Raw genomic sequence first — 25,257 nt, forward strand, 5'->3', positions numbered from 1 at the left:
GGTCCCGCCGTCGTCGGGAGCCGCCCACGGCCGGCCGGCCGCGGGCTCGGGCTCCGGCCGCGCCGGAGGGACATGGGACTGCTCGCCTCCGGCGAGATCGGTCCGCGGCACGTGCGACGAAGGCTGGCCGAAGCTCGGCGGCGGCGTCGCCGGTACGACCGAACCGTCGGTTTCGCGCTCGTGCTCGGATCCGGATTCCTGGCCACGCATACCTGGCAGCGTAGCGACAGCCGGAGATCGGCATGTGAGTATGTGCGTTCCTGGCCGGATCGCCCGCCGGTTTCATGCCTGAAAAGTCCCAGATGGGGCGTTGCTCAGGGGCGCTTCCCGGTCAGCGAACGGGACTCCAGCGCCGGGGTGACGGTCGCGTCGGCGACCCCGAACGCGGCCGCGTTGAGCTTCTTGGCCTCCGCCTTGCTCGGCAGGTGGCCGTCTTTGTACTGGAACCAGACCAGTACGGCGTAGTGGCCGTGGCGCCATCCTCCGACGAAGGCCTCCCCGGTGCCGAGGAGCTTGGTGACCTTGTCCTTGCCGGGCAGTACCTTGAGGTACTGCTGGGACTCCTTCCCCCTGGCGGCCTTGACGACCTTCGCCGCGGCCGAGGAGGTGTCGAGGTTGGCCACCCCCAGCGTGCCGATGATCTTTCCTGAGGCGTCGCGGAAGCTGGCGCGGACGAGCTGGTTGCACCTGCCCGCGGTGAGGGCCTTCTGCAGACCGGAGCCGACGACGGCGTCCTTGCACTTCTTGTCGTTCCTGCGGGCGGTCATCAGGTAGGTCTGACCCTTGTGCCTGGCCTTCCGGCTCTTGAAGAGCTCGTCCAGCGTCAGCTTGCCCGGGTCGGTCTTGCGGGACTCGGCGAAGCCGAACGTGCCTCCGGGGTTGGCGGGGATCACCGGCTTGGTGGCGGCCGGCGCCGGAGCGTCCGCAGCGCCGCCCGGGGAGTCGTCGCCGGAGCTGGCGAAGACGGCCAGTCCGATGCCGCCCGCGACGAGCATGCCGATCACGCCGACCGCGACGAAGGTGGGCAGGAGCGCGCGGGGGCCCTCCTCGTAGGGGCTCCACGCCTGCTTCTGCTTCTTGGGCCGCCGCCCGGGCTCCGTGGGTTCGGACGTCTCGCGGGTGAAGGCCCCGGGTCCGTGCCTCTCCTGCCCGGCCGCCGTCTGCTCGGCAGGCGCCTGCCATCCGGGTGCCTGCCGCGGGGGCTCCTGGGGTGTGGAGCCGAACCCGGCCGGAGACTGCGGTCCCGAGCCCTGTGCGGGCGGGCCGAACCAGCTCTCACCCTGTCCGCCCGGCTGCCCGCCGCCTTGTCCACCCGGCCGTCCGCCGGCCTGGTCGTCCCACGCGGACGGCGGTTGCTGCCCGCCGGCGTGGAAGGGCGGCTGCTGCCCGCCGGGCTGGACGTACGGCTGGCGGCGCGGTGAATCCCCGGGAAAACCCATGCGCTGAGATTAACTCCGTATCAGGGCGGATCAGTTCACGAATACCCGAAGTCCTGTGTCCACCAGGGACCGCCGAGCCCTTCCACGACTCCGACGCCGGTGGCCGTCAGCGCGCAGTTGAGGATGTTGTGCCGGTGACCGGGGTTCGCCATCCAGCCGCGCACCGCCTCCTCCGCGGAGGTGTAGCCGCGGCCGATGTTCTCGGCGCCCCCGGCGTGGTAGCCGGCGGCCTCCATGCGGTCCCAGGGGGAGCCGCCGCCCGGGGAGTCATGCGAGAAGGCATCGCTCAGCGCCATCTCCGAGGAGTGCGCCCGCGCCGACCGGACCAGCCGCCTGTCGATGCGCAGGGGGGCGCAGTCGGCCCGGCGGCGCTCGATGTTGGTGAGGCGGACGACCTCGCTCTCCATCGCGCTCAGCGCCTGGGCCGCGCCGTGGCCGCCGTCCCCCCGCAGGACGTACTGGGGGTCGTCGTTGGCGAAGCCGTCGACGACGTTGCGCGGGCCGCCGGAGGCGCGCGGGACGGGACGCCGCTGCCGGGACGCCGCAGGAGAGGGAGAAGGGGAGGGGCGCGCGACCCGCCGGAGCGGGGCCCGCTCGTCGAGGGCGCCGCCCCGTCCGGTCGCGAGGGCGGGTGAGGGGTCGGCGGGACCCGCCTCGTTCAGGTAGACGTGGCCGGGGGCCTCCTCGTCACGGCTTCCCCGGCCGAGGACGAACCCGATGAGCAGGACCGCGGCGAGGCAGGCGAACAACCCGGCGCGGCGCAAGGCGGCTCGCTGGGTATGCCCGGGGTAAGGGGACTGCCACATACTGCTATCAACGATAGAGATGTTGAGATAGTTGAAGAAGGGAATGTCGGGAACGAGTTGCAAACGTTCGGCCGAGCGCGATCCGGCATCGGGCCGGCGGCCGCACCGCATCCCTTCCGCACGGTAGACTCCTCGCGAAGACCGGTCTGGGGCGGTGTCGTTTTGACCCTCCCTCCTCCAGGCCTGTATTCTGCTAATTCGTTGTGTGCGAATCGGTCTCCTCTGCAGACCGATACGCGGCGCGTCCGGCGTCATCTCCTCGCATCTAGGGAGACGGAAGGTCCGGGCTGTCGTGCGCCCGCACCTACCGACCATGTTGCTGTCGCTTCCGACAGCGCCGAGATGCGATCAAAGAAGGCATACGACCGTGCGCACGTACACACCCAAGCCTGCTGAAGTCGAGCGTCAGTGGTATGTCATCGACGCCACCGACATCGTGCTCGGCCGGCTGGCCAGCCACGTCGCGACCCTGCTTCGCGGTAAGCACAAGCCGATCTTCGCGAACCACGTCGACACCGGTGACTTCGTCATCGTCATCAACGCCGACAAGATCGCGCTGACCGGCAACAAGCTCGAGCAGAAGAAGGCTTACCGTCACTCGGGCTACCCCGGCGGTCTGCGTTCCGTGACCTACGCCGAGCTCATGGACAAGCGTCCCGACCGCGCCGTTGAGAAGGCCGTGAAGGGCATGCTGCCCAAGAACGCCCTCGGCCGGAAGATGATCAAGAAGCTCAAGGTCTACGCCGGCTCCGAGCACCCGCACCAGGCCCAGCAGCCGGTGCCGTTCGAGCTCACCCAGATCGCCCAGTAGTCGTACGAGCTGCGCATCAGCAGCAGCGTCGGCCGTCGGCCGGCGCCGAGTAGGAAAGTTTGAGGAGAACCGTGGCTGAGCCCACCGGTGTCGAGACGCCCGTCGAGGGCGAGCTGGACGACTACAACGCGGAGGAGTTCCCCTCCGAGTACACCAGCGAGTCCTCCGCCGCCGCCGGCGGCGAGGCCGTGCGCAAGCCCATCACCGTGGGCAACTCGTACGGCACCGGCCGCCGCAAGGAGGCCGTCGCCCGCGTGCGCATCGTGCCGGGCACCGGCAAGTGGACGATCAACGGTCGCCCGCTTGACGTCTACTTCCCGAACAAGGTCCACCAGCAGATCGTCAACGAGCCCTTCGTGACGCTCGGCGCCGAGGACCAGTTCGACGTCATCGCCCGCATCGACGGCGGCGGCGTCACCGGCCAGGCCGGCGCCCTGCGCATGGGCCTGTCCCGTGCGCTGGCCGTCCTGGACGTCGAGGTCAACCGCGCGCCGCTGAAGAAGGCCGGCTTCCTGACCCGTGACGCCCGCGCCACCGAGCGCAAGAAGTACGGTCTCAAGAAGGCCCGTAAGGCCCCCCAGTACAGCAAGCGTTAAGTTGGGGCGCCTTTTCGGCACCGACGGGGTACGTGGGGTCGCGGGTCGCGACCTCACGGCCGAGCTCGCCATGGACCTGTCCGTGGCCGCAGCTCATGTCCTCGGCGACGCCGGGGCGTTCAGCGCCGCCGACGGGCGGTCCGGTGCCTCACCGGGCCGCCCGATCGCCGTCGTGGGCCGGGATCCCCGCGCCTCAGGAGAATTCCTGGAGGCAGCGGTGGTCGCCGGCCTCGCGTCGTCCGGCGTGGACGTCCTCCGGCTCGGCGTGCTGCCCACCCCGGCGGTCGCATACCTGACCACGGCTCTCGGAGCCGACATGGGCGTGATGATCTCCGCCTCCCACAACCCCGCCCCGGACAACGGGATCAAGTTCCTCGCCCGCGGCGGTTTCAAGCTGCCCGACGCGGTGGAGAACGAGATCGAGCAGCGCCTCGGCGAGAAGTGGGACCGCCCCGTCGGCGCCGCGGTCGGCCGCGTGCGCGAGGCGTACGGCGAGGCCGACCGCTACGTGTCCCACGTGTTGTCCACCCTGCCCGGCCGGCTCGACGGCCTGAGCGTCGTCCTCGACTGCGCCCACGGCGCCGCCCACGTGGTGGCCCCCGAGGCGCTGATCCGGGCCGGGGCGAAGGTCGAGACCATCGGGGCCCGGCCCGACGGGTTGAACATCAACGCCGGGGTCGGCTCCACCCACCTGGACAAGCTCCGGCAGATCGTGGTCTCCCGGGGCGCGGACGTCGGGATCGCCTACGACGGCGACGCCGACCGCTGCCTGGCGGTGGCGCACACCGGCGAGGTGATCGACGGCGACCAGATCATGGCCGTGCTGGCCGTGGCCATGCACGCCGAAGGCCGCCTGGCGGGTGACACCGTCGTCGCCACGGTCATGTCCAACCTGGGTTTCAAGCTGGCGATGCGGAACGCCGGGATCGAAGTGATCGAGACCGCGGTGGGCGATCGCTACGTCCTGGAGGCCATGCGGGAGAGCGGCCACAACCTCGGCGGCGAGCAGTCCGGACATGTGATCATGCTCGACCACGCCACCACCGGGGACGGCCTGCTGACCTCGCTGCACCTGCTGTCGGCCGTGGTCCGCGAGGGCAGGCCGCTGGCGGAGCTGGCCTCGGTGATGACCCGGCTCCCGCAGGTGCTGATCAACGTCAAGGGCGTGGACCGAGCGAAGGCCTCGGTGCCGGAGCTGGCCGCGGCCGTGGCCGAGGCGGAGAGGGAGCTCGGCGAGACCGGCCGGGTGCTGATCCGGCCGAGCGGCACCGAGCCGATGATCCGCGTCATGGTCGAGGCGGCTTCGGCGGAACAGGCCGAGCAGATGGCGGGCCGCCTGGCGGACGTCGTCCGTACGGCCTGCGTGTGACCCCGATGAGCAGGACCGGTGCCCTTCGCGGGGGCCGGTCCCGCTCCGGTGGAAGGGCTCCGGAACGTTCCCGGAAGATGGAACCGCGTTGACGAGTCGACCGTGAATTCGACATATTTGCCGACATGGTCTCTCTACGTCCCCTCGCGGGAGTGGTCCTTGCCTCCGCACTTCTGACCGGTTTCACCGCAGCACCGGCCAGTGCCGCGCCCTCCACCACGACCGCAACGGTCTCCTGGTCCGAGACGGCCGGGACGGCGATGCCGGCGGCGGCGGCACGGCCCCGTAACGGCAGGATCCTCTACGACCGCATCAGCGGCGGCCAGGGTACCCTGAAGATCAAGAACGGTACGTCGCGGGATGCGGTGGTCACCCTCGTCCGGGGGAGGACCAAGGCGATCAGCGTCTACGTCCGGGCCCGGTCGACCGCGAAGGTCAACGACGTCCGTGACGGCACCTACCGGATCTTCTTCACCAGCGGCTACCGGTTCAGCGTCTCCAAGGGCCGGTTCGCCCGGGGTGCCTCCTACCAGAAGTTCGACGACCGGCTGAGGTTCACCACGACCTCCACCAGCGCCACCATCTGGACGCTGACCCTCAACCCGGTCAGGGGCGGCAACGCCCGCACCACCGGCGTCAACCCGAAGGACTTCCCGGCGTAACCGCCCCCGTCCCCGTACGGCCCGCGCGTGCTCCGTGCGGGCCGTACCCGTTCTCTGCGGCCCGCGCGTGCTCCGTGCGGGCCGTACCCGTTCTCTGCGGCCCGCGCGTGCTCCGTGCGGGCCGTACCCGTTCTCTGCGGCCCGCACGTGCTCCGTGCGGGCCGTACCCGTTCACGGTTCGGGGGAGGTGAGCTCCCGGGGCACTTCGCCCTCGCAGGCGAACTCCCGGAGATCCTCGACCCGTGCCGAGGAGACGTCCTGGCGCTCCTCCCTGTCGAGGTGCTCGCCGAAGGCGGCCAGTCCGGAGTCGTCGGCGCCCACAGCGGTGTCGATCAGGTCATGCCACTCTCCGAGATGTCGGTCCTGAACGTCCGCGGGAACGTCGTCCACCTTGCCGTGGAGCTCTGCGGCCATGTCGCAGATCTGTGCCGCCGTTGCTCCTCCGGCGCCGCAGCCCCCGCAGACCGAGGTGACGGCGAGCAGGGTGACGGCGACCGCGGACGTACGGAAGCGACTGGTGAATGTCATTCTGCAGTTCCTGGGTTCGGAGTCGGAAGGAGTCGATGATCTTCAATGGGGATGGCGCGAATTGCCGGATCGGAACGAGACGGCGAGGGCGGGTCCTTGGCGGATCGGCCCTTCCCCGCTTGACGGCTCGGGCCGTCAGGGATGATCTGCTCGGGGAGGGGACGGCACCGCGAAGCGGTCGCCGCGGTGCCGATCCGGCCGACCGGTGTGCTGGATGGGCGGGCCGTTCTGCGGGCGGTGCGGCCGCGTCGGCTCCTCTAGGGGGCGATGGGCGTCAGCTTGCCGGCATAGACGTCCGCCGCGATCCTCCTGCCGAGTTCCAGGCCGTCCGTGGAGTCCCAGGGATAGTGCACTCCCAGGTAGACGCGGCTGTCGGCGTTCTCCTGAGCGGCCTGCCGGAAGCTGGTGAAGGTCTTGCTCCGCACCGGCGCGTGCGGATCCTCGGTGGTGACGGTGAAAGTGACGGCGTCGGTGCCGAAGTACTTCTTCATGATCTCGGCCCAGGCTCCGGCGAAGGTCGCGTGGCCGGAAGCCCACGCCGGGAAGCACGGCGAGAAGTGGGTGCCGTTGCGGTCGGCCGAGAGCGGTTGCCAGTCGCGGTCCAGCTCTCCGTCCCGAATCGCCGACTCCGGTCGCCACAGGTCGATCGGGGTCCGGTACTTGACGTCCCACCCGGCGATGGAGGCGTCGGCCAACGCCAGCGAGACCAGGGCGAACAGCCGGGCGTTCTCGTACTTGCCGGAGACCCCGCGCTGTTCGGCCACCAGGCGGGTGTGGTCGAGCAGCTGCCCCGGAGGCTTGTAGGTGCCGTCCAGGTCGTTGGACCAGAACCAGGCGGCCGCGGTCTGCTCGACGGTGCGTTCGCTGGGGGTCGCCGCGGTGGAAGCGGTCCCGCCCAGCCGGCGTACCTGGTCGACCTGGGCGGCGTAGGCCGGACTGCTCAGCAGCTCCCGGTAGGTGGAGAACGCCTGCGGTGTCGCCGGTCGGTACTTCGAGCCGGAGGAGATGGCGAAGGGCCGGACTTCTCCCCAGCGGGGCGTCACCGCATCACCGGCCGTGCTGCAGGAACTTCCCGGAGCGCCGGTGGGACGCCACGCGCCGGGCTCGTTGTCCAAGGTGTAGACCGTAGCGTCGGTGGAGCCGTCGTTCGCACGGAAGTTCCGCATCCTGGTGACGACCGAGTTGACGACCTGGATGTCCAGGTAGTCGTCCGCGGTGGGCTCCGTTCCGAATCGTTCCCTGAAGCGCCGGTCGAGGTAGCTGGTCTGATCAGGGCTGTTCGGGTTGGTGCCGGGGCCGAAGAGGTCCAGGAGCACGTTGTAGGCCGTACGTCCGATCACCCGCTCCTCTTCGTCCGGAGTCTCGATGAACGAGAAGTAACTGCCCGCCTTCAGGTACGGCTCATAACGCCTGGTGCGCCATTTGTCGTGGTACATGGTCTCGGCGTCGAAGATCGCCGCATTCATCATGGCCGCGGCTCGCGCCAGCCTGCCCGGTGCCGCGTCCGGGCCGTTGAGCTCGCGGAAGACCTGGAGCAGCGTGGTGTTCCAGTAATGCGTCGGATCACCGACGTAGTTCGGCGCGGACGCCGCCGCGGGCTCCGGTGCGACGGGCACCGCGGCGACCGCGGCCAGCAGCGCGGCGGTGAGCGCCACCGTCGCCCGGCCGGGTCCTCTCGTTCTCCCGGACCGACTGGGCGTCCGGCGCGGAACGGCGGCTCCGTAGGTGGATCTCGATTCGGCATCGCGCTTGGTCGGCATGCAATTTCCTCCTGCGTGCTCCGCATGGGCTCGCATACGGCTGCAAGCCTCGCGAGGCCCGCCGCGGGCGGGTGAGTGATGCCGCAAGGAAACCGTAGGTAGATCAACTCGCACATCCATCATGGGATTGACATTCACCGTGACTTTGACGGTAGTCATGAGCCCGTGTGCAACCGGCGCGGTAACCGGCTCGTTTCAACCGGGCGGTGGCGGCCGCCGCGATGTCCCCGGTCACCTCTTCGACGGCGGCCTCGTCCACTGGTCCGGGTCGGGGGACCGCGTGGACCGGTGCGGCCGGTACGGGCAGGACGCCGACCGCCGACGACGAGTGCCGTCACCGGGTGCGAGTCCTGCCGTCAAGGGGCCGCGGACCGGCTTCCCCCGGAGGCGGGCACCAGCGGGAACGCCGCCACGACCTCGAAGCCGCCGTCCGGCCGGGGGCCGTGACCGATCGTCCCCCGGTACAGCTTGACGCGTTCGGCCATGCCGACCAGGCCGTGCCCGCGGGACGCCCCAGGCCGGGCGGGCGGGCGGCCGTCGTCGGCGACGCGCACCGTCAGTTCGTCCGCGCCGTAGGCCAGGGTGATCTCGGCCCGCGCGGGGCCGGCGTGCTTGAGCACGTTGGTGAGGCACTCCTGGACGATCCGGTAGACGCACAGATCCAGCCCCGGTGGCAGGGGCCGCGGCGCGCCGGTGATCCGCATGTCCACCGGCACGCCGGCGGCCCTCAGCCGTTCGGCGAGCGGGCCCAGCCGCCCGACCCCGGGTGCGGAGGCGTACTTCTCGCCGTCGCCGCTGCCGCCGTTGTTGTCACCGCTGCCGCCGTCGTCGACGCGGAGCAGGGACAGCAGGCGGCGCAGTTCCTCCATGGCCTCACGCCCGGTGTCGGCGATCGTGGTCAGCGCCTCCCGGGCCGTCCGGGGGTCGGAGTCCACGACGTAGGAGCCGAGGCCGGCCTGCACCGACATCACCGAGATGTGATGGGCCACGATGTCGTGCAGCTCGCGGGCGATCCGCACCCGCTCCCGGGTGACCGCCCGCCGTTCGCGGTCCTCCTGTTCTTGCCGGAGCTGCTCGGTCAGCTCGGCCAGGCGCCGGTTGCGATCGGCGAGTCTGCGGTTGCCCAGTCCGAACGTGCAGGTGGCCACCGCGAAGGCCAGCCCCTGGGCGGCGTTGAGCAGCACCGCGCCGTCTTCGGCCATGACCCCGGCCCACCACCACAGCGCCGTCGCCAGGCCCGCTCCGGCGAGTACGGTCGGCAGCGGGCGCTGGACGACGACGGTGTAGAGGGCGAACAGGCAGGAGAAGTTGTCCGCGCTGGGCCGGTAGCCCAGCGCGTGGTGGACCGCGGCGGCGGCGACGCAGCCGAGCAGCACGGTCAGCGGGGCCCGCCTGCGCACGGCGACGGGAAGATTGGCCGCGCAGGTCAGCGCGACGGATACCGCGTCCGGCCCCCGCCACCCGCCGCTGCGGTCGTTCGCCTCCCACACCAGCGTGAACGCGGTGAGCGCGACGGCGAGCACCGCGTCCACCGTGTGAGGGCTCGTCCTGCCCGCACGGCCCGCCAGTGCCGCCATCGTCGCCCGCATCTGCGCATGCTAACCAAACCGGGCCGATCGCCTCTCGGGCGATGAACCGCCCGAGAGGGCGCGGGGCTCACCCGTCGGCGGTGAGCGCGTGGTGGCGAGCCGGCCGAGGGGCCGTACGGCTCACTCGCCAGGCGAGAAGCCCCGAAGGCGCTGTCCCGCTCAGACGACGGCTCACTCGTCGCCGGTGAGCGAGAAGCTCCGCAGGCGCTGTCCGGCCCAGACGACGGCTCCGGCCGTGACGAGCAGCAGGGCCGCCGCGGCGAAGCCGAGCGTGATCTCGGTGGTGAGGAAGGCGGACGACGACACCTGGTCGGCCACCGTCTGGGCCCACTGCTGGATGGAGAACCGGCGGGCGCCGGGGACGAAGTTGCCCACCACGCCCTCCCAGATCACCGCGTAGGCGATGCCGATCGTGACCGCGTGCCGGGTGACCGTGCCCAGCAGCATGAACACCGCCGCGTAGGCGACGCCCCCGATCAGGGCGCCCAGGGCGAAGCCGGACGCCACCCCGGACTCCAGGCCGATCAGCAGGTAGGCGGCGGCGAAGGTCGGCACGGCGGCGAAGACCGCGACGACCGAGGCGGCGACCAGGAACTTGGTCTGCGCGATCACCGGCCGGGAGATCGGCTTGGCCAGCAGGTGGACGACCGTCCCGTCGTCGATCTCGGGGGCGATCACACCGGTGCCCGCGATGAGGCCCAGTAGCGGCAGCATGGTGCCGACGGCGAAGGTCTGCAGGAGCATGACCGCGGCCCGCTCCCCGCCGGCGTCGACCACGCGCAGCAGGACGGCCAGGGCGAGCAGCACCGCGGGGAGCAGCACGAGCAGCCAGACCCGGCGGCGGCCGAGCAGCGCCCGGTAGGAGATCTCGGCGATGACACCGTTCATTCAGCTGCTCCTGTTGATCAGGTAGGAGAAGACGCTCTCCAGGTCTTCGTCGGCCGGGGAGACCTGCCAGATCCGCACGTCCGCGTCCCGTGCCAGGCGGGGCAGCAGCCGGGTGAAGCGCCGGAAGTCCACCGCGTGGACCTCCAGGCCGGCCTCGGTGAGGGAGACGGACCCGGCGGAGGCGTCGGCGATCAGGGCCGAGGCAAGGCGGCGGTCGTCGCTGGAGCGGACCCGGAACAGGTGCGGCCGGTCGGTCATCCGGCGGCGGATCTCGCGGAAGTCGCCGGAGGCGGCGTGCCGGCCGGCGACCAGGACCTCGATGTGCTGGGCGACGCGCTCCACCTCCTCCAGGATGTGCGAGCTGAACAGGACGGTCCTGCCCTCCGCTCCCATGGAGCGGACCAGGTCCATCAGGTGCATGCGCTGGCGCGGGTCCATGCCGTTGAACGGCTCGTCCAGCAGGAGCACCGCGGGGTCGTGCACCAGCGCCGCGGCGACCTTCACCCGCTGGCGCATGCCCTTGGAGTAGGTCTCGATCCTGCGGTCGGCGGCGCCCTCCATCTCGACCAGCGCCAGCGCCTTGCCCGCGGCGCCCTCCGGGTCGGGCAGGCGGTGGAGCCTGGCGCTGGAGAGCACGAACTGCCTGCCGGTGAGGAAGCCGTAGACGGCCTCGCGCTCGGGCACCAGGCCGATCGAGCGGTAGACGTCGTGGTTGCGCCAGATCGTGGTGCCGTCGAGGGTCACGGTCCCGCCCGAGGGGGCGAGGAAACCGGCCATCATGTGCAGCAGGGTGGACTTGCCCGCGCCGTTGGGGCCGAGCAGGCCGGTGACGCCGGGGCCGATGGTCATGGTGACGTCGTTGACCGCCACCACGTTGCCGTACCAGCGGGAGACCTGAGCCAGTTCGATGTTCATCGCGAGGCCGCCTTCCGGTAGCGGATGACCAGGGCGGTCACCGAGAGTGCGATCAACCCGAGCATGATCGTGATCGCGGCCGCCACGCCGATCCCGGTCGGGTAGGAACCGGGGGCGGAGGGCTCGGCGCCGAAGATCCCGACCTGGACGGCCGCGTCCACGAGGAAGAACGGGTTGATCAGCCAGGCCCAGGCGGCGGCGTCGTAGTCGTTGACCGACTCCATCACCGCGGCGACGACGGTCGAGACGCCGGAGGCGAGCAGGTAGAGCGCGATGACCGCGGCGACGCCGAGGCCGCGCCGGGGGGTGAACGAGGCGACCGCCACCCCGACGCAGGCCAGCAGCACCGCGTAGCAGACGGCGCCCGCCATGCTCGTCAGGTAGCCGCCGGTGTCCGGGGGACCGGGCAGGTCCACCACCATTTCCCCGATGAACAGCGTGGTCAGCGGTACGGCCAGCAGCAGGAACATCGCGGCCGCCATCGCCGCCAGCTTCGCCCCGACGTAGTCCCAGAGCGTCACCGGGCGCGACAGGTAGAGCGGCAGCACGCGGAAGCGCAGGTCGGGCGCCACGGTGTACGGCGCCTGCGCGGCGAGGAAGATCGCGAGCACGGCCTGCATGATGACCGCGTACTCGGTGTAGCCGGCCATCTTCTGCTTGGCCACCGCCATGACCGCGATGGAGACCACGGCCGGCAGCATCATGGTGCCCACCAGCAGGAAGGGGATGATCTTCGCGCGGGCCGGGCGGCCGAGGCCGAAGACCCCGCGCAGGGTGTGCACCGCCAGCGCCGCGGTGGCGGGTCCGCGGCCGGTGCGCGGGCCGTCGTAGTGGCGGTACCCGATGTCGTGGATGACGCCCGCGGGGGCGCCGCCGAGGCTCGGGGTCCCGGGTGAGAGGTCAGACATCGGCGGGCTCCCTGAAGACGTCCTCGATGCGCTGGCGGCCCTGCTCCATGCGGATGAGGCTGAGGTCGAGGTCGCAGACGGCGTCGCGGACGGTGTCGTAGGTCTCCGGGGCGCGCACCTCGACGAGGAGCGTGCGGCCCGCGGCGGTGACGGTCTCACCCAGTCCGGCCAGGTGCGCGGCGAGCACGTCCCGGCCCTCCTCGACCTCGACCGTGACGGTCCGCGTGGTCTGGGTGAACTCGGAGATGGCGGAGGAGCGCAGCAGCGTGCCGCCGTCGATCACGATGACGTGGTCGCAGATCCGCTCCAGCTCGCCGAGGAGGTGGGAGGTGACCAGCACGCTGATCCCGAACTCGGTGCCGATCCGGCGGATCAGGGCGAGCATCTCGTCGCGGCCCTGCGGGTCGAGCCCGTTGGTGGGCTCGTCCAGGAAGACCAGCTTCGGGTCGTGCACGAGGGCCTGGGCCAGCTTGACCCGCTGCTTCATGCCGGTGGAGTAGCCGCCCATCGCACGGTAGCGCTCCTCGTACAGCCCCACGTGGCGCAGCACGTCGGCGGCGCGCTCACGGGCGGCGGTGCGCGGCAGCCCGGACATCCGGGCCAGGTGCACGGTGAACTCGGTGGCGGACAGGTCGGGGGGCAGGCAGTCGTGCTCGGGCATGTAGCCCACGACCCGGCGGATCTCGGCGCCCTGCGCCGTCACGTCCATGCCGAGCACCTGCGCGGCCCCTTCGGAGGGTTCGAGCAGGCCCAGCAGGATCTTGATGAGCGTGGACTTGCCCGCGCCGTTGGCGCCGACCAGTCCGGTCACCCCGGGACCCACGGTGACGGTGAGCCGGTCGAGTGCCGTCACCCGGGGGAATCGCCTGCTGAGCCCCTCGGTGGCGAGGATAGTCATGATCGGACGATATCCGCCGGGGGCCGCCGCCGCCTCGGCCGTCCGGACGACCCGACCCTCGTCCGTAAGGTCGGGGAGAACCCTGATCCGGGCAGGGGTCAGACGCGGCGCAGCCGTACCCGGCTGATCGAGTGGTCGGCGCCCTTGCGGAGCACGAGGCCGGCGCGGCCCCGGGTGGGGGCGATGTTCTCGACGAGGTTGCGCTCGTTGATGTCGCGCCAGATGTCCCTGGCGAACGCGGTGGCCTCCGCGTCCGACATCTCGGCCAGATGCCGGAAGTAGGACTTGGGGTCCTCGAAGGCGGTGCGGCGGAGTTTGTGGAAGCGGTCCACGTACCAGTCGCGGATGTGCTCGACCTTGGCGTCCACGTAGATCGAGAAGTCGAAGTAGTCGTTGACCGCCAGCGCGGTCGGCGGGGCGGGCTGCAGGACGTTGAGGCCCTCGACGATGAGGATGTCCGGCCGGCGCACGGTCTGCACGGCGCCCGGCACGATGTCGTACTCCAGATGGCTGTAGACCGGCGCGGTCACCTCGGGCAGCCCCGCCTTGACGTCGGCCACGAACCTGACCAGGGCCCGCCGGTCGTAGCTCTCCGGGAAGCCCTTGCGGTGCATGATGTCCCGCTCGGCGAGGACCCTGTTCGGGTACAGGAAGCTGTCGGTGGTGATCAGCTCGACCCGCGGGTGCTCCGGCCAGCGGGCCAGCAGGGTGTGCAGGAGCCGGGCGGTGGTGGACTTGCCGACCGCGACGCTCCCGGCGATGCCGAGGATGTACGGCGCGGGCTCCCGGCCGGCGCCGAGGAAGGTGTTGACCGCGGCGTTGCGCTGCCTGGCCCCGGTGAAGTGCAGGTTGAGCAGCCGGGTCAGCGGCAGGTAGACGTCGGTCACCTCGGCCAGGTCGATCGGGTCGTCGACGCCCCGGAGCTCCTCCAGCTCGTCCTCGGTGAGCGTGAGGGGAGTGTTCTTGCGGAGCTCGCTCCACTGCTCCCGGCTCAGCTCCACGTACGGCACCGCCGCGTCCCACCCACCTGCCATGGTCCGAAAGCCTACTGACCGGTCGGACACGCCCCGCCGCCGGGCTCCGCCGGGCGGTTCGCGCACGAGTCGGCCGCGTTCGACCCGTCGAGCGGGGCGGTCTACCTCACTGAGGACAACTTCGCCTTCGCCTCGGGCTTCTACCGCCACCTGCCGCCGAGGCATCCGCTGCGCGCCGGGCGGATCCTGGACGGTGGCCGGCTCCAGATGCTCGCCGTACGGGGCGAGCCGGGCAGGGACCTCTCGCTCGGGCAGCCGGCTGAGGTCCGCTACCGGACCTCCTGGGTGGACATCGAGGACCCCGACCCGGAGTTCACCGGCAGGCCGAGCAACGACACCGCGATCCAGGCCGTCGGGAACCAGGGGCGGGTCAGGAGCGAGGCGCTGTTCTCCCCGGCTGGAGGGGGCGGTCCGCCACCACGGCACCATCTACTTCGTCTCCACCCAGGGCGGCGCGACCGCCTCCGGCGACAGCCCGCCCGGCGGGTTCGGCAGAGGACGGGGGCAGGTCTGGGCGTACGAGACGTGGAGCGGCCTGCTGCGGCTGGTCTACGAGTCTCCCGGCTCGGTCGTCCTCGACCTCCCCGACAACGTCACCACCAGCCCGCGGGGCACCCTGGTGCTGTGCGAGCTGGTGGTGACAACTACCTGCGCGGCCTGACCCGGCGCGGCGAGGTCTTCGGCTTCGCCCCGCACCGCCGCGCCGTCACGGGGCGGCGGCGGACTGCCGTAGGACGCTCAGCCGCGCCGGGACAGGGACGACAGAGTGTCGACGGGCTCCTTGTACTCGGGCAGATCGCCGGGCAGGTCCTCCTCGTCGATGACCTGGTCGGCGGGCGGGGGGAGAACGACGACCGCCGACCCCCAGCCGGTGTAGCGGGTGTCGGTCCTGAAGGTCATCGATATCTTGCCCTTGCCCACGCTCTCGACGGTCGACATGCGACTGGGCAGGCCGGCGGCATCGGTCCAGAGCCGCCAGGAGATCTTCGCCTTCCCTCCGGCGGCCGGGGTGGAGCCATGGGTCGTGCCCGCGGTCCTGCGCAGTTCCGCGCGACTCACGGTGCCCCGGTAGAAGCGGCCGCCGGAGAACGGTTTCCCGGAGGAGTCCTTCAGCAGGGAGCGCAACACCGCCGGGTCGAACACGTTGATCGGCTGAATGCCGAGGTCGGTGGCCCTGGCGGGCTGCTTCATCCGCAACCAGCTCTTCCCGGCGGGGAGCACGCTGCCGTAGACGCCGCCGGAGGTGTGCAGCCGGTTCTTGACGACGATCCTGTCCTCCGGGTCGAACAGGCCGGATAGGAACCCCTCTCCGAGATCGTTCTCCAGATTCTTCCTGGCCTCCGGGGTGGGGTCCATCCGCAGGGTGGAGTCTGAGGCGACAGGACCCGGGGAACCGAACTGGATCCTGCCGCGGCTCCGGAAGGTGAACGAGGACGGTTCATCTCCGGCGGACGACCGTGCGACCTCGGTCAGCTCGACGCCCCGTCCGGGACGGAACTGGCGCTCGACGGCCCGAGCCGGATCCGGGGAGGCGGCCTGCGCGGACGCGGGAAGGGCGGCGGCCGGTACGGACATGACCAGTGCGAGGGCTGCGAAGCCGATCCGTCGTTTCATGAAGGTCCCGTCCTCGTTGCGGAAGCGGTGCGGTCGCGAGAGGCGATCGTCTCAGACGAAGATCGAGATTTTGGTGTCCAGGTGTGAGGAAACGGTGCAGACCGTCGGCAAGGGGGGGTGACACTCCGGTTCCGGAGGCGGCCCGCCGTACGGCTCCCGGGCGGGCGAGGAGTGGACTAACGGCCCTGCCGGTCCGGGACCGCCTCCTCTGCCGGGCGGGGGTTCCGGAGGGGCATCCTGGGGTCACAGGCCAGGACCGGAGGACCACACGATGTGCAACTACTGCGGCTGCCGGGACTTCCCGCTGATCGGCAGGCTCTCCCAGGAGCACTGGGAGATCGGGGAGACCGCCGGGGCGCTGCGCCGGGCGATCAACGAGAGCCGGTACGGCGACGCCGGGACGCTCCTGGACGAGCTGCTCGCGCAGTTGCTCCCGCACACCGCGACCGAGGAGAGCGGGCTCTTCGCCGAGCTGCGCGAGGAGGGGTCGCTGGCGGAGGAGGTCGAGCGGCTCTGCGCCGAGCACGACGACATCCACGGGGTGTTCGGCGGGATCGACCGGCAGGACCCGGACTGGCCCGCCGTGCTGGAGGCGATCGGGAAGCTGCACCACCACATCGACCACGAGGAGCACGGCCTGTTCCCCGCGTCGATCATCATGCTGCCGATCTCGGCCTGGGACCGCATCACCCCTGAGCAGCCCGTCGGCGGATGAGACGCTCCGGGTCCCCGGTCCCCGGTCCCCGGTCGCCGGGAGGCGCACGGTCCCCGCCCCCGCGGACCGTGTGCCTCCCGGCGGCCGGGTTCCGGACGGGGAGGGCCGGACCGGCCGTCGGCCGGGTGCGCGGCGGCCGGCGGACGGAGGACCCGGGTGCGCGGCGGATGGAGGACAGGGGAGGACACGGGAGACCGGGAGGGAACCCTCGCGGCGGCCGGTTAGCCTGGGCGGGTGATCGTGGGGATCGGTGTGGACGTCGTGGACGTGGCCAGGTTCGGGGCGACGCTGGAGCGGACGCCCGCGCTGCGGACGCGGCTGTTCACCGAGCGGGAGCGCGAGCTGCGGCTGGAGTCCCTGGCCGCGCGGTTCGCGGCCAAGGAGGCCGTCGCCAAGGCGCTGGGGGCCCCGCCCGGGCTGCTCCACGTGGAGGCCGAGGTGGTGACCGCCGAGCACGGCCGTCCGGAGCTGCGGGTGACCGGCCGGGCCGCCGAGGTCGCCGCGATCCTGGGCGTGGTCCGCTGGCACGTCTCGCTGACCCATGACGGGGGCGTCGCGGTCGCCTACGTGATCGCGGAGGGCCGGGCCCCGTAGATTGGGCGGAATGCGGACGGCATACACCTCTGACCAGATCAGGGCGGCCGAGGCGGCGCTGATGGCGACGCTGCCCGAGGGCACGCTGATGGAACGCGCGGCCGCCGGGCTGGCGGTGGTCTGCGCCCGGACGCTCGGCGGCACGGCCGGCCGGGTGTATGGCACGCGAGTCGTGCTGCTGGTGGGCGGCGGCGACAACGGCGGCGACGCCCTGTACGCCGGGGCCCGGCTGGCGGCCCGCGGCGCGCGGGTGGACGCGGTCCTGGCCGGGTCGCGGGTGCACTCGGCCGGGCTGGCGGCCCTGCGCCGGGCCGGCGGCCGGGTGCTCGACGGCCGGTTCGAGCGGGTCCGGGCGCTGGCCGACGCGGCGGACCTGGTCGTGGACGGGCTGGTCGGCATCGGCGGGACGGGGGCGCTGCGGGAGCCGTACGCGACGCTGGCGCGGATCACCGCCGGCGCCGCCTGCCCCGTCGTCGCGGTGGACGTGCCGAGCGGGGTGGACGCGGACGACGGGCGGGTCGAGGGGGAGGCGGTCCGGGCGGACGTCACGGTCGCCTTCGGGGCGCTCAAGGCCGGGCTGCTGGTCGATCCGGGCGCGGGGTACGCGGGCCGGCTGGAGCCGGTCGGCATCGGGCTGGAGCCGTACCTGCCGGACGCCGGTGTGGTCGCGCTGACCGCCGGGGACGTCGCGCTGCTGTTGCCGCGGCCGGACGCCCGGTCCGACAAGTATCGCCGGGGGGTCGTCGGGATCGTGGCCGGGAGCCGCCGCTACACGGGCGCGGCGGTGCTGTGCGTGGGGGGCGCGGTCCGCGGCGGGGCGGGCATGGTGCGGTACGCGGGCGCGGCCGAGCCGGTGGCCGGGGTGCGGGCCCGCTGGCCGGAGGCCGTGGTCACCGAGCTGGCTCCGGGCGAGGGGGTCGGCGGGGTGGGCCGGGTGCAGGCGTGGGTGCTCGGGCCCGGGCTCGGCACGGACGCGGACGCGTTCGCGGTGGCCCGGTCGGTGCTGGCGGGCGATCTCCCGGTGCTGGTGGACGCCGACGGCCTGACGCTGCTCGCCGAGGACCGGTCGCTGCTCCGGCGCGACGCCCCGACGTTGCTCACCCCGCACGCGGGAGAGCTGTCCCGGCTGCTGGGCGTGGACCGGGCGCGGATCGAGGAGCGGCGGCTGGAGCACGTGCGGCGGGCCGCCGCGGAGCTGGGCGCGACCGTGCTGCTGAAGGGGTCGACCACGCTGGTCGCGCAGGAGGGACGGCCGGTCCGGGTCAACCCGACCGGCAGCCCCTGGCTGGCCACCGGCGGCACCGGCGACGTGCTGGCCGGGCTCGCGGGCGCACTGCTGGCGGCCGGGCTGGACTGCTACGACGCGGCCTCGTGCGCGGCGTACCTGCACGGCGTCGCCGGGCAGGACGGGCCGCTGGCCGCGGGGGACGTCGCGGAGGCGCTTCCGGGCGCGGTGAGGCGGGTGGTGAACGGGCTCCGGCACGAGGACGGAGCTGCCAAACTGGAAGGATGAGCTTCCCGATGACCCCTGCCGAGGCGCGGGTGGACCTCTCGGCGATCCGGGCGAACGCCGCGCTGCTGCGGGACAGGGCGTCCGGTGCCCAGGTCATGGCCACGGTCAAGGCGGACGGCTACGGGCACGGCATGGCGGCCTGCGCGCGGGCGGCCCTGGAGGGCGGCGCCGACCGGCTCGGCACCGCCTCCGTCCGGGAGGCTCTGGCGCTGCGGGCCGAGGGCGTCACCGCGCCGGTCCTGTCGTGGCTCATCCCACCGGGGGAGCCGCTGGAGGAGGCCGTGGCCCGGGACGTGGAGCTGGCCGCGGGCGCGCCGTGGCTGGTGGACGAGATCGCGGAGGCGGCGGGCCGGGCCGGGTGCCCGGCCCGGGTGCACCTGAAGGCCGACACCGGCAACGGCCGCGGCGGCGCGACCGCCGCGGACTGGCCCGCGCTGCTGGACCGGGCGCTGGCCCGGCAGGCGGAGGGGACCGTGGAGATCACCGGCCTCTGGTCGCACCTCGCCTGCGCCGACATCCCGGGCCACCCGTCCGTCGCGGCCCAGCTCGACGCCTTCGACGAGGCGCTGGCCGTGGCGGAGAAGGCGGGGGCGGGAGGTTCGCACGTCATCCGGCACATCGCCAACTCCGCGGCGGCGCTGGCGGTCCCGCGCGCCCGCTACGACATGGTCCGGCCGGGCATCGCGGTCTACGGCCTGAGCCCGATCCCGGAGCTGGGGGATTTCGGGCTCCGCCCGGCGATGACGCTGGTGGCGAGGCTCGCGCTGGTCAAGAGGGTGCCGGAGGGTTCCGGAGTGTCCTATGGGCACCTTTATGTCACAGATTGTGAAACCACGCTTGGCCTTGTCCCCCTCGGGTATGCGGACGGCATCCCTCGGCACGCCACCAACCGGGCGGAGGTGCTCGGGGGAGGCCGCCGGCGGCGGATCGCCGGTCGGGTCTGCATGGACCAGTTCGTGATCGACGTGGGAGACGACCCGGTGACGGAGGGAGACGAGGTGGTCCTGTTCGGCGACGGTTCGCGGGGCGAGCCGACCGCGCAGGAATGGGCGGATTCCCTCGGCACGATCACGTATGAGATCGTGACCGGGATCGGTTCACGCGTACCGCGCGTTTACCGGTAAAGGGGGTGCGCGATGGCTACCACGACACGACGCAGGGTCGGGATCGCGAGTGCGGTCTTCGGTGCGGCGTCCGCCGGAGTGGCGGCGGCCGCGTTCGCCAAGCGGTACGCCGTGGGCAGGATCAGGCTCCGTCCCGACCTGGAGGCGAGCGAGCCGCTGGGCGAGCTGCGCGGCAGACCCGTCACGATCACGACCTCCGACGGCGTCTTCCTGCACGCCGAGGTCGACGGACCCGAGGACGCCCCGCTGACCGTGGTGCTCTGCCACGGTTACACGCTCAACCTGGACTCCTGGCACTACCAGCGCCGCGACCTGCGCGACTCCTACCGCCTGGTGCTGTGGGACCAGCGCTCCCACGGGCGTTCGCAGCGCACCCGGGTCGACGACTCCACGATCGACCGGCTGGGCGAGGACCTGTACGAGGTCGTCCAGGAACTGGCCCCGGGGCCGTGCGTGCTCGTCGGCCACTCCATGGGCGGCATGACGATCATGGCGCTCGCGGACCGGCATCCCGAGCTGTTCGGCGACCGGATCAAGGGCGTGTCGCTCATCTCCACCTCCGCCGGCAAGCTGGCCGAGGTCTCGCTGGGCCTGCCCGCGCTGCTCTCCAAGGCGGTGCACATGATCACTCCGAGCACGGTGGCGCTGCTCGGCCGCCGGGGCTCACTGGTGGACAAGGGCCGCCAGGCCGGCAGTGACGTGGCCTTCCTGGTCCTGCGCCACCTGGGCTTCGGCGACTCCGAGAACGTCAGCCCCACCGTGGTCGACTTCGTCGAGTCGATGATCCGCTCGACGCCCTTCGAGGTGATCGCGGACTTCTATCCGGCGCTGATGTCGCACGACAAACTGAGCGCGCTGGGCGTCCTGGACGGTGTGCCGACCTCCATCGTGGTCGGCGACGGCGACTGGCTGACACCGGTGGAGCACAGCAAGGCGATGGCCGCGGCCCTGCCTCGCGCATGGTACACCGAGGTGCCGGACAGTTCGCACCTGGTGCAGCTGGAGCGGCCGGGCGCGGTCAACGACGCGCTGCGCGACCTGCTGAAGCGGGTGGCGGCGGACGCCGAGGACGCCGCGGAGCAGTAGCCTCCGGTCCGGGAGGGACCGGCCCGCCGGGGAGCGGCCGGACGCGGATGGGCGGCGGCGCGACATGGGCGGCGGCTCCGCACCGGCGGCGGCGCGACATGGGCGGCGGCTCGGCACGGGCAGAGGCGCGATATGAGCAGAGGGGAGTGAGCGGTGAGGATCGTGGCGACCGCCGAGGAGATGCGGGAGCTGGGCGCGGAGCTGGCCGGACTGCTGCGGCCGGGGGACCTGGCGGTGCTCTCCGGCCCGCTGGGCGCGGGCAAGACGACCCTGGTCCAGGGCATCGGCGAAGGGCTCAAGGTGCGCGGCCCGATCACCTCGCCGACCTTCGTGATCGCCCGGGTGCACCCCTCGCTGGTGGACGGCCCCGCCCTCGTGCACGTGGACGCCTACCGGCTCGGCGGCGACCTGGAGGTCGACGACCTGGACCTGGACGCCTCGCTGGAGGACTCGGTCACGCTCGTCGAGTGGGGCGAGGGCCTGGTCGAGGGGCTCGCCGAGGACCGGCTGGAGATCCGGATCGACCGGGGGGAGGCGGACGACGAGCGCACGGTACGGCTCCGCGGGATCGGTGCCCGCTGGGAGACGGTTCCCTCCCACTTGGTATAGATCATCATGTCCGATGATCGACTCTGGCGCTCTTGCCCATGTTTAATGGGGAACAGGCGGGAAGTCGTGTCAGCCGAGGGTCGTCGGCCGGACTGCGGAGTGGAGTGCGACGGTGCCAAGGGTCAAGCGTGTCGCTGTTCTCGGGGCCATCGCCCTGATCGGGATGACCGGCTGCACGGCCGAGCCGGAGACGGAGAACGCCGCGGCGACCTCCTCGCCCGCCGCCTCCGCGACGGGGGCCGGCCGGGTCGACATCGAGATCCAGCTCCAGCCCGCCCGGGCCGAGGCGGGTGACAAGGTCTGGGTGCTGGCGAACTGCCCGATCCCCCAGGGCGGCCCCGAGCACCGCGGCACCGCCTCCTCGGAGATCTTCCGCACCCCCGTCACGCTCGACCCCATCCTGGTGACGCCCACCCCCGCCCCCGAGGGCACCGCGACGCCCACGCCCCGCCCCTGGGTCCGCGGGCAGGCCACGATCGCCGACGGCGTCGAGCCCGGCGTCTACGACGTCAACGCCCGGTGCGAGGGGACCAACGACACCGGTACGGCCGACCTGCGGATCGTGGCGGACAGCACGCCCAGCGCCAAGCCGACCACGACCCGCAAACCCGTCAGCACCAAGGCCCCGCACACCGGCGGCGGCGGCACCGCGGCCGGCGGACCGGACGACTCGGGCATGCCGATGGGGACCACCGGTCTGCTGCTGGCGGCGGCCCTGGCGGGCGGCGTCGGCTTCGCGGTCGTGCGGCGCCGCCGTTCGTAGGTCTCGATGGCCGATTCCCCCCGCTGGTCACGGATCATCGTGGCCGGAGTCCTCACCGGCGCCGTCATGGTCGCGTTCGGCAAGGGCGGCACCGAGGACGACGAGCCGGTGCGGGCCAAGGTGGTGCCCAGCCGCCTGGAGATCCCGTCGCTCGGCGTCAAGGCGCCGCTGATGAAGCTCGGCGTGACCGACGGAGAGGTCGAGCTGCCGCCGTACGAGAAGCCGGACGTCGCCGGCTGGGTCACCGGCACCGCGGTCCCCGGCGACGAGGGGCCCGCGGTCATCCTCGGGCACGTCGACACCAAGGACGCCCCCGCCGTCTTCTACAAGCTCAAGAACATGCGCGAGGGCCAGGTCATCAAGGTCGCGCGGAGCGACGGCCGGACCGCCCAGTACCGCGTCGACTCCATCGAGCAGGTCTCCAAGAACGACTTCCCCGCGGACAAGGTCTACGTGGAGGACGGCCTGCGCCTGATCACCTGCGGCGGACGGTTCGACTGGGACCGGAACGAGTACGCCGACAACGTGATCGTCTACGCCACCCTGGTGAAGCCCGCCGACCCCGGGGCCTGACGCCGGAGGGGCGGCCCGCCGGCGGATCACCTCCGCACGGACCTGCGCGTGAACCTGCGCACGGGCCGCTGCCGGGCCCGCGCCGGGGTCCGGCAGCGGGCCCGCATCCGGTCTTCGGTGCGGGCCGCGCCGTACGACGGGCTAGGCTTGACGACCGTGCTGGTCCTGGCCTTTGACACCGCGACCCCCGCCGTCACCGCAGCGCTGCACGACGGCACGAGGGTCCTCTCCGAGTCGACCACCGTGGACGCGCGCCGCCACGGCGAGCTGCTCGTGCCCGCGATCGAACGCGTCATGGCGGAGGCCGGAGCCTCGCTCGCCGACGTCACGACGATCGTGGCGGGCTCCGGCCCCGGTCCGTACACCGGCCTGCGGGTCGGCCTGGTGACCGCCCAGGCCCTCGCCACCGCCCTGGGGGTGCCCGCGTACGGCGTGTGCACGCTCGACGCCCTCGCCTACGGCAGCGGCCTGTCCGAGCCGTTCCTGGTCGCCACCGACGCCCGGCGCAGGGAGGTCTTCTGGGGCCACTACGCCGACGCGCGGACCCGGTTGTCCGGGCCCGCGGTGGACAAGCCCCAGGACCTGCCCGGCGACCTGCCGGTCGTCGGCGCCGGCGCGCGGATGTACGCCGAGGTCGTCGGCGCCTCCCGGCTGGCGGACGCACCCGAGTACCCCGGTGCGGGGGCGCTGGCCGCGCTGGCCGTCGCCCAGCTGGGGCAGCCGGACCTGGCGGAGGTCGTGGCGGCCGGCACGCACCCGGTGCTGAGCCCGCCCCGTCCGATCTACCTGCGCCGTCCCGACGCCCAGGTGCCCTCCGCACCGAAGAAGGTCACCAGGTGAGCGAGGGGCGCGGCACGGGTGCGGCCCACGGCGGGGACATCGGGAGCGGCGAGGACACCGGAGGCGCCGGGGGCGCCGGGAGCGGCGAGGGCACCGGGTTCGCCGTAGGCGCCGGGGGCGCGGTGCTCCGGCGGATGACCGCCGACGACCTGCCCGCGGTGATGGAACTCGAACGGGAGACCTTCCCCGCCGACGCGTGGAGCGAGGGCATGCTCCGCGGTGAGCTGGCCGACCAGCCCCGGACCCGGCACTACGTGGTGGCCCTGGCCGGCGGCAGGATCGTCGGCTACGCGGGCCTGGCCGCCGCGGGGGACCAGGCCGACGTGCAGACCATCGCCGTCGCCACGGGCCACCGCAGGGCCGGGATCGGCGGCGCCATGCTGGCCGAGCTGCTGGCGGAGGCCGTACGGCGGGGCGCCCGCTCGGTCTTCCTGGAGGTCCGCGCCGACAACCCGGAGGCCCAGGCGGTCTACGACCGGTTCGGTTTCGAGCGCATCGGCCTGCGCCGGGGCTACTACTCCGACGGCACCGACGCGATCATGATGAAGAAGGATCTCAATGCGTGACGAACCTCTGGTCCTGGGGATCGAGACCTCCTGCGACGAGACCGGCGTCGGCATCGTGCGGGGCCACACCCTGCTGGCCAACACGATCGCGTCCAGCGTCGAGGAGCACGCCCGCTTCGGCGGAGTCGTCCCCGAGGTGGCCTCCCGCGCGCACCTGGAGGCGATGGCGCCGACCGTCGAGCGGGCCCTGGAGCAGTCCGGCCTGCGCCTGTCCGACATCGACGCGGTCGCCGTGACCGCCGGTCCCGGCCTGGCCGGGGCGCTGCTCGTGGGCGTGGCGGCGGCGAAGGCCTACGCGCTGGGCATGGGCGTGCCGCTCTACGGGGTGAACCACCTGGCCGCCCACGTGGCCGTGGACCAGCTCGAACACGGCGCCCTGCCCAAGCCGTGCATCGCGATGCTCGTCTCGGGCGGGCACTCCTCGCTGCTGCTGGTGCCGGACGTGGCGCGGGAGGTGATCCCGCTCGGCTCCACGGTGGACGACGCCGCCGGTGAGGCGTTCGACAAGGTGGCCCGGGTCCTCGGCCTGCCCTTCCCGGGCGGACCGCACATCGACAGGGTGGCCCGGGAGGGCTCCGGCACGGCCGTGGCGTTCCCCCGGGGCAAGTACGACGACGGGACCCTGGACTTCTCGTTCTCCGGCCTGAAGACCGCCGTGGCCCGGTGGGTCGAGGCCAGGGAGAAGGCCGGTGAGCCGGTCCATGTGCCCGACGTGGCGGCCTCCTTCCAGGAGGCCGTGGTCGACGTGCTGACCCGCAAGGCCCTGGCGGCCTGCCGGGAGCACGGGGTCTCCGACCTGCTGATCGGCGGCGGCGTGGCGGCCAACTCGCGGCTGCGGGCGCTGGCCCAGGAGCGCTGCGAGGCGGCGGGGGTCCGGGTGCGCGTCCCCCGTCCCGGCCTGTGCACCGACAATGGCGCCATGGTGGCGGCTCTGGGTTCGGACCTGGTCGCCGCCGGGGTGTCCCCCTCCTTGCTGGACATCCCGGCCGACTCCTCCCTGCCGATCACCACCGTCCACGTCTGAGCCGCCCGTCCACGTCTGAGCCACTCGCCCGTG

General features: G+C 72.4%; 26 protein-coding genes and 1 pseudogene. 16 read left to right on the plus strand and 11 right to left on the minus strand.

The window, feature by feature from the left end; all coding sequences use genetic code 11:
• Positions 1-314: 314 nt before the first annotated feature.
• Both IEZ07_RS06685 and IEZ07_RS06690 read right to left on the minus strand, forming a co-directional pair.
• On the minus strand, positions 315-1,439 hold the full coding sequence (locus IEZ07_RS06685; RefSeq protein WP_191893952.1) for a hypothetical protein: 1,125 nt from the start codon (positions 1,437-1,439) through the stop codon (positions 315-317).
• A gap of 35 nt (positions 1,440-1,474) precedes the next feature.
• Positions 1,475-2,245, minus strand: coding sequence for a CAP domain-containing protein (locus IEZ07_RS06690; protein WP_191893953.1), 771 nt, complete (start codon positions 2,243-2,245; stop codon positions 1,475-1,477).
• A 367-nt stretch (positions 2,246-2,612) separates the two neighbouring features.
• Here IEZ07_RS06690 and rplM point away from each other — a divergent pair, with 367 nt between their 5' ends.
• The 4 genes from rplM (at position 2,613) to IEZ07_RS06710 (ending at position 5,683) form a co-directional block, all read left to right on the plus strand.
• Positions 2,613-3,056, plus strand: coding sequence for a 50S ribosomal protein L13 (rplM, locus tag IEZ07_RS06695; RefSeq protein ID WP_068896563.1), 444 nt, complete (start codon positions 2,613-2,615; stop codon positions 3,054-3,056).
• Positions 3,057-3,127: 71 nt separating this feature from the next.
• Positions 3,128-3,652 carry a 30S ribosomal protein S9 gene (rpsI, locus tag IEZ07_RS06700; RefSeq protein ID WP_068896564.1) on the plus strand — a complete coding sequence of 175 codons (525 nt, stop codon included), beginning with the start codon at positions 3,128-3,130 and terminating at the stop codon, positions 3,650-3,652.
• A gap of 1 nt (position 3,653) precedes the next feature.
• Positions 3,654-5,021 carry a phosphoglucosamine mutase gene (glmM, locus tag IEZ07_RS06705; RefSeq protein ID WP_191893954.1) on the plus strand — a complete coding sequence of 456 codons (1,368 nt, stop codon included), beginning with the start codon at positions 3,654-3,656 and terminating at the stop codon, positions 5,019-5,021.
• 125 nt (positions 5,022-5,146) lie between these two features.
• The gene (locus IEZ07_RS06710; RefSeq protein WP_191893955.1) at positions 5,147-5,683 is read left to right on the plus strand and encodes a hypothetical protein; all 537 of its coding nucleotides are present in this window, start codon (positions 5,147-5,149) and stop codon (positions 5,681-5,683) included.
• 171 nt (positions 5,684-5,854) lie between these two features.
• Here the strand turns inward: IEZ07_RS06710 and IEZ07_RS06715 are convergent, their stop codons facing one another.
• The 8 genes from IEZ07_RS06715 to coaA form a co-directional block, all read right to left on the minus strand.
• Positions 5,855-6,211 carry a hypothetical protein gene (locus IEZ07_RS06715; RefSeq protein WP_191893956.1) on the minus strand — a complete coding sequence of 119 codons (357 nt, stop codon included), beginning with the start codon at positions 6,209-6,211 and terminating at the stop codon, positions 5,855-5,857.
• Between the two features lie 257 nt (positions 6,212-6,468).
• Entirely contained in the window at positions 6,469-7,866 is a 1,398-nt protein-coding gene (locus IEZ07_RS06720; RefSeq protein ID WP_204054283.1) for a vanadium-dependent haloperoxidase, read from the minus strand.
• A gap of 461 nt (positions 7,867-8,327) precedes the next feature.
• On the minus strand, positions 8,328-9,560 hold the full coding sequence (locus tag IEZ07_RS06725) for a sensor histidine kinase (RefSeq protein WP_191893958.1): 1,233 nt from the start codon (positions 9,558-9,560) through the stop codon (positions 8,328-8,330).
• 171 nt (positions 9,561-9,731) lie between these two features.
• Positions 9,732-10,448 (minus strand): ABC transporter permease, encoded by a 717-nt coding sequence (locus IEZ07_RS06730; RefSeq protein ID WP_068896569.1) that lies wholly within the window; start codon positions 10,446-10,448, stop codon positions 9,732-9,734.
• The gene (locus IEZ07_RS06735; protein ID WP_191893959.1) at positions 10,449-11,363 is read right to left on the minus strand and encodes an ABC transporter ATP-binding protein; all 915 of its coding nucleotides are present in this window, start codon (positions 11,361-11,363) and stop codon (positions 10,449-10,451) included.
• Positions 11,360-12,271: an ABC transporter permease gene (locus IEZ07_RS06740; RefSeq protein ID WP_191893960.1), complete on the minus strand. Its 912-nt coding sequence runs from the start codon at positions 12,269-12,271 to the stop codon at positions 11,360-11,362. Before IEZ07_RS06740 ends, IEZ07_RS06735 begins: the two co-directional genes overlap by 4 nt.
• A complete protein-coding gene (locus IEZ07_RS06745) occupies positions 12,264-13,169 on the minus strand; it encodes an ABC transporter ATP-binding protein (RefSeq protein WP_068896573.1) in 906 nt (301 codons plus the stop codon). Before IEZ07_RS06745 ends, IEZ07_RS06740 begins: the two co-directional genes overlap by 8 nt.
• A gap of 98 nt (positions 13,170-13,267) precedes the next feature.
• On the minus strand, positions 13,268-14,203 hold the full coding sequence (gene coaA, locus IEZ07_RS06750) for a type I pantothenate kinase (RefSeq protein ID WP_191893961.1): 936 nt from the start codon (positions 14,201-14,203) through the stop codon (positions 13,268-13,270).
• Positions 14,204-14,314: 111 nt separating this feature from the next.
• Between coaA and IEZ07_RS36260 the strand changes: the two are divergent.
• Positions 14,315-14,497, plus strand: a pseudogene (locus IEZ07_RS36260) (hypothetical protein); the annotation flags it as partial.
• Between the two features lie 444 nt (positions 14,498-14,941).
• Here IEZ07_RS36260 and IEZ07_RS35485 read toward each other — a convergent pair.
• Positions 14,942-15,817 carry a hypothetical protein gene (locus IEZ07_RS35485; protein ID WP_239319562.1) on the minus strand — a complete coding sequence of 292 codons (876 nt, stop codon included), beginning with the start codon at positions 15,815-15,817 and terminating at the stop codon, positions 14,942-14,944.
• Positions 15,818-16,088: 271 nt separating this feature from the next.
• On the opposite strand from IEZ07_RS35485, the gene IEZ07_RS06760 reads away from it, so the two are divergent.
• The 11 genes from IEZ07_RS06760 (at position 16,089) to tsaD (ending at position 25,224) form a co-directional block, all read left to right on the plus strand.
• Complete coding sequence (locus IEZ07_RS06760) at positions 16,089-16,532, plus strand: hemerythrin domain-containing protein (RefSeq protein ID WP_191893962.1); 444 nt, start codon at positions 16,089-16,091, stop codon at positions 16,530-16,532.
• 234 nt (positions 16,533-16,766) lie between these two features.
• Positions 16,767-17,126, plus strand: a complete 360-nt coding sequence (locus IEZ07_RS06765) for a holo-ACP synthase (RefSeq protein WP_068896575.1) — start codon at positions 16,767-16,769, stop codon at positions 17,124-17,126.
• A 10-nt stretch (positions 17,127-17,136) separates the two neighbouring features.
• Complete coding sequence (locus IEZ07_RS06770; protein WP_191893963.1) at positions 17,137-18,639, plus strand: NAD(P)H-hydrate dehydratase; 1,503 nt, start codon at positions 17,137-17,139, stop codon at positions 18,637-18,639.
• Complete coding sequence (alr, locus tag IEZ07_RS06775) at positions 18,636-19,763, plus strand: alanine racemase (RefSeq protein ID WP_239319559.1); 1,128 nt, start codon at positions 18,636-18,638, stop codon at positions 19,761-19,763. Before IEZ07_RS06770 ends, alr begins: the two co-directional genes overlap by 4 nt.
• Positions 19,764-19,775: 12 nt before the next feature.
• Positions 19,776-20,849, plus strand: a complete 1,074-nt coding sequence (locus IEZ07_RS06780; RefSeq protein ID WP_068896578.1) for an alpha/beta fold hydrolase — start codon at positions 19,776-19,778, stop codon at positions 20,847-20,849.
• Between the two features lie 153 nt (positions 20,850-21,002).
• Positions 21,003-21,458: a tRNA (adenosine(37)-N6)-threonylcarbamoyltransferase complex ATPase subunit type 1 TsaE gene (tsaE, locus tag IEZ07_RS06785; RefSeq protein ID WP_191893964.1), complete on the plus strand. Its 456-nt coding sequence runs from the start codon at positions 21,003-21,005 to the stop codon at positions 21,456-21,458.
• 112 nt (positions 21,459-21,570) lie between these two features.
• Positions 21,571-22,221 (plus strand): hypothetical protein, encoded by a 651-nt coding sequence (locus IEZ07_RS06790; RefSeq protein ID WP_153054173.1) that lies wholly within the window; start codon positions 21,571-21,573, stop codon positions 22,219-22,221.
• A 6-nt stretch (positions 22,222-22,227) separates the two neighbouring features.
• Positions 22,228-22,794, plus strand: a complete 567-nt coding sequence (locus IEZ07_RS06795) for a class F sortase (RefSeq protein WP_191893965.1) — start codon at positions 22,228-22,230, stop codon at positions 22,792-22,794.
• Positions 22,795-22,950: 156 nt separating this feature from the next.
• Positions 22,951-23,634: a tRNA (adenosine(37)-N6)-threonylcarbamoyltransferase complex dimerization subunit type 1 TsaB gene (tsaB, locus tag IEZ07_RS06800; protein ID WP_191894100.1), complete on the plus strand. Its 684-nt coding sequence runs from the start codon at positions 22,951-22,953 to the stop codon at positions 23,632-23,634.
• Positions 23,631-24,200 carry a ribosomal protein S18-alanine N-acetyltransferase gene (gene rimI, locus IEZ07_RS06805; RefSeq protein WP_373868843.1) on the plus strand — a complete coding sequence of 190 codons (570 nt, stop codon included), beginning with the start codon at positions 23,631-23,633 and terminating at the stop codon, positions 24,198-24,200. The genes tsaB and rimI overlap by 4 nt, the downstream gene beginning before the upstream one ends.
• Positions 24,193-25,224 (plus strand): tRNA (adenosine(37)-N6)-threonylcarbamoyltransferase complex transferase subunit TsaD, encoded by a 1,032-nt coding sequence (gene tsaD / locus IEZ07_RS06810; protein WP_191893966.1) that lies wholly within the window; start codon positions 24,193-24,195, stop codon positions 25,222-25,224. Before rimI ends, tsaD begins: the two co-directional genes overlap by 8 nt.
• Positions 25,225-25,257 lie beyond the last annotated feature (33 nt).

This window comes from Planomonospora parontospora (genome assembly GCA_014647935.1).
GTDB lineage: Bacteria > Actinomycetota > Actinomycetes > Streptosporangiales > Streptosporangiaceae > Planomonospora > Planomonospora parontospora.

What these genes read in the sequence shown, in the direction of transcription:
- IEZ07_RS06685 (WP_191893952.1), bottom strand. Translation starts at nt 1,439, where the DNA reads ATGGGTTTTCCCGGGGATTCACCGCGCCGCCAGCCGTACGTCCAGCCC.
- IEZ07_RS06690 (WP_191893953.1), bottom strand. Translation starts at nt 2,245, where the DNA reads ATGTGGCAGTCCCCTTACCCCGGGCATACCCAGCGAGCCGCCTTGCGC.
- IEZ07_RS06710 (WP_191893955.1), top strand. Translation starts at nt 5,147, where the DNA reads ATGGTCTCTCTACGTCCCCTCGCGGGAGTGGTCCTTGCCTCCGCACTT.
- IEZ07_RS06715 (WP_191893956.1), bottom strand. Translation starts at nt 6,211, where the DNA reads ATGACATTCACCAGTCGCTTCCGTACGTCCGCGGTCGCCGTCACCCTG.
- IEZ07_RS06725 (WP_191893958.1), bottom strand. Translation starts at nt 9,560, where the DNA reads ATGCGGGCGACGATGGCGGCACTGGCGGGCCGTGCGGGCAGGACGAGC.
- IEZ07_RS06730 (WP_068896569.1), bottom strand. Translation starts at nt 10,448, where the DNA reads ATGAACGGTGTCATCGCCGAGATCTCCTACCGGGCGCTGCTCGGCCGC.
- IEZ07_RS06735 (WP_191893959.1), bottom strand. Translation starts at nt 11,363, where the DNA reads ATGAACATCGAACTGGCTCAGGTCTCCCGCTGGTACGGCAACGTGGTG.
- IEZ07_RS06740 (WP_191893960.1), bottom strand. Translation starts at nt 12,271, where the DNA reads ATGTCTGACCTCTCACCCGGGACCCCGAGCCTCGGCGGCGCCCCCGCG.
- IEZ07_RS06745 (WP_068896573.1), bottom strand. Translation starts at nt 13,169, where the DNA reads ATGACTATCCTCGCCACCGAGGGGCTCAGCAGGCGATTCCCCCGGGTG.
- coaA (WP_191893961.1), bottom strand. Translation starts at nt 14,203, where the DNA reads ATGGCAGGTGGGTGGGACGCGGCGGTGCCGTACGTGGAGCTGAGCCGG.
- IEZ07_RS35485 (WP_239319562.1), bottom strand. Translation starts at nt 15,817, where the DNA reads ATGAAACGACGGATCGGCTTCGCAGCCCTCGCACTGGTCATGTCCGTA.
- IEZ07_RS06760 (WP_191893962.1), top strand. Translation starts at nt 16,089, where the DNA reads ATGTGCAACTACTGCGGCTGCCGGGACTTCCCGCTGATCGGCAGGCTC.
- IEZ07_RS06770 (WP_191893963.1), top strand. Translation starts at nt 17,137, where the DNA reads ATGCGGACGGCATACACCTCTGACCAGATCAGGGCGGCCGAGGCGGCG.
- alr (WP_239319559.1), top strand. Translation starts at nt 18,636, where the DNA reads ATGAGCTTCCCGATGACCCCTGCCGAGGCGCGGGTGGACCTCTCGGCG.
- IEZ07_RS06780 (WP_068896578.1), top strand. Translation starts at nt 19,776, where the DNA reads ATGGCTACCACGACACGACGCAGGGTCGGGATCGCGAGTGCGGTCTTC.
- IEZ07_RS06795 (WP_191893965.1), top strand. Translation starts at nt 22,228, where the DNA reads ATGGCCGATTCCCCCCGCTGGTCACGGATCATCGTGGCCGGAGTCCTC.
- tsaD (WP_191893966.1), top strand. Translation starts at nt 24,193, where the DNA reads ATGCGTGACGAACCTCTGGTCCTGGGGATCGAGACCTCCTGCGACGAG.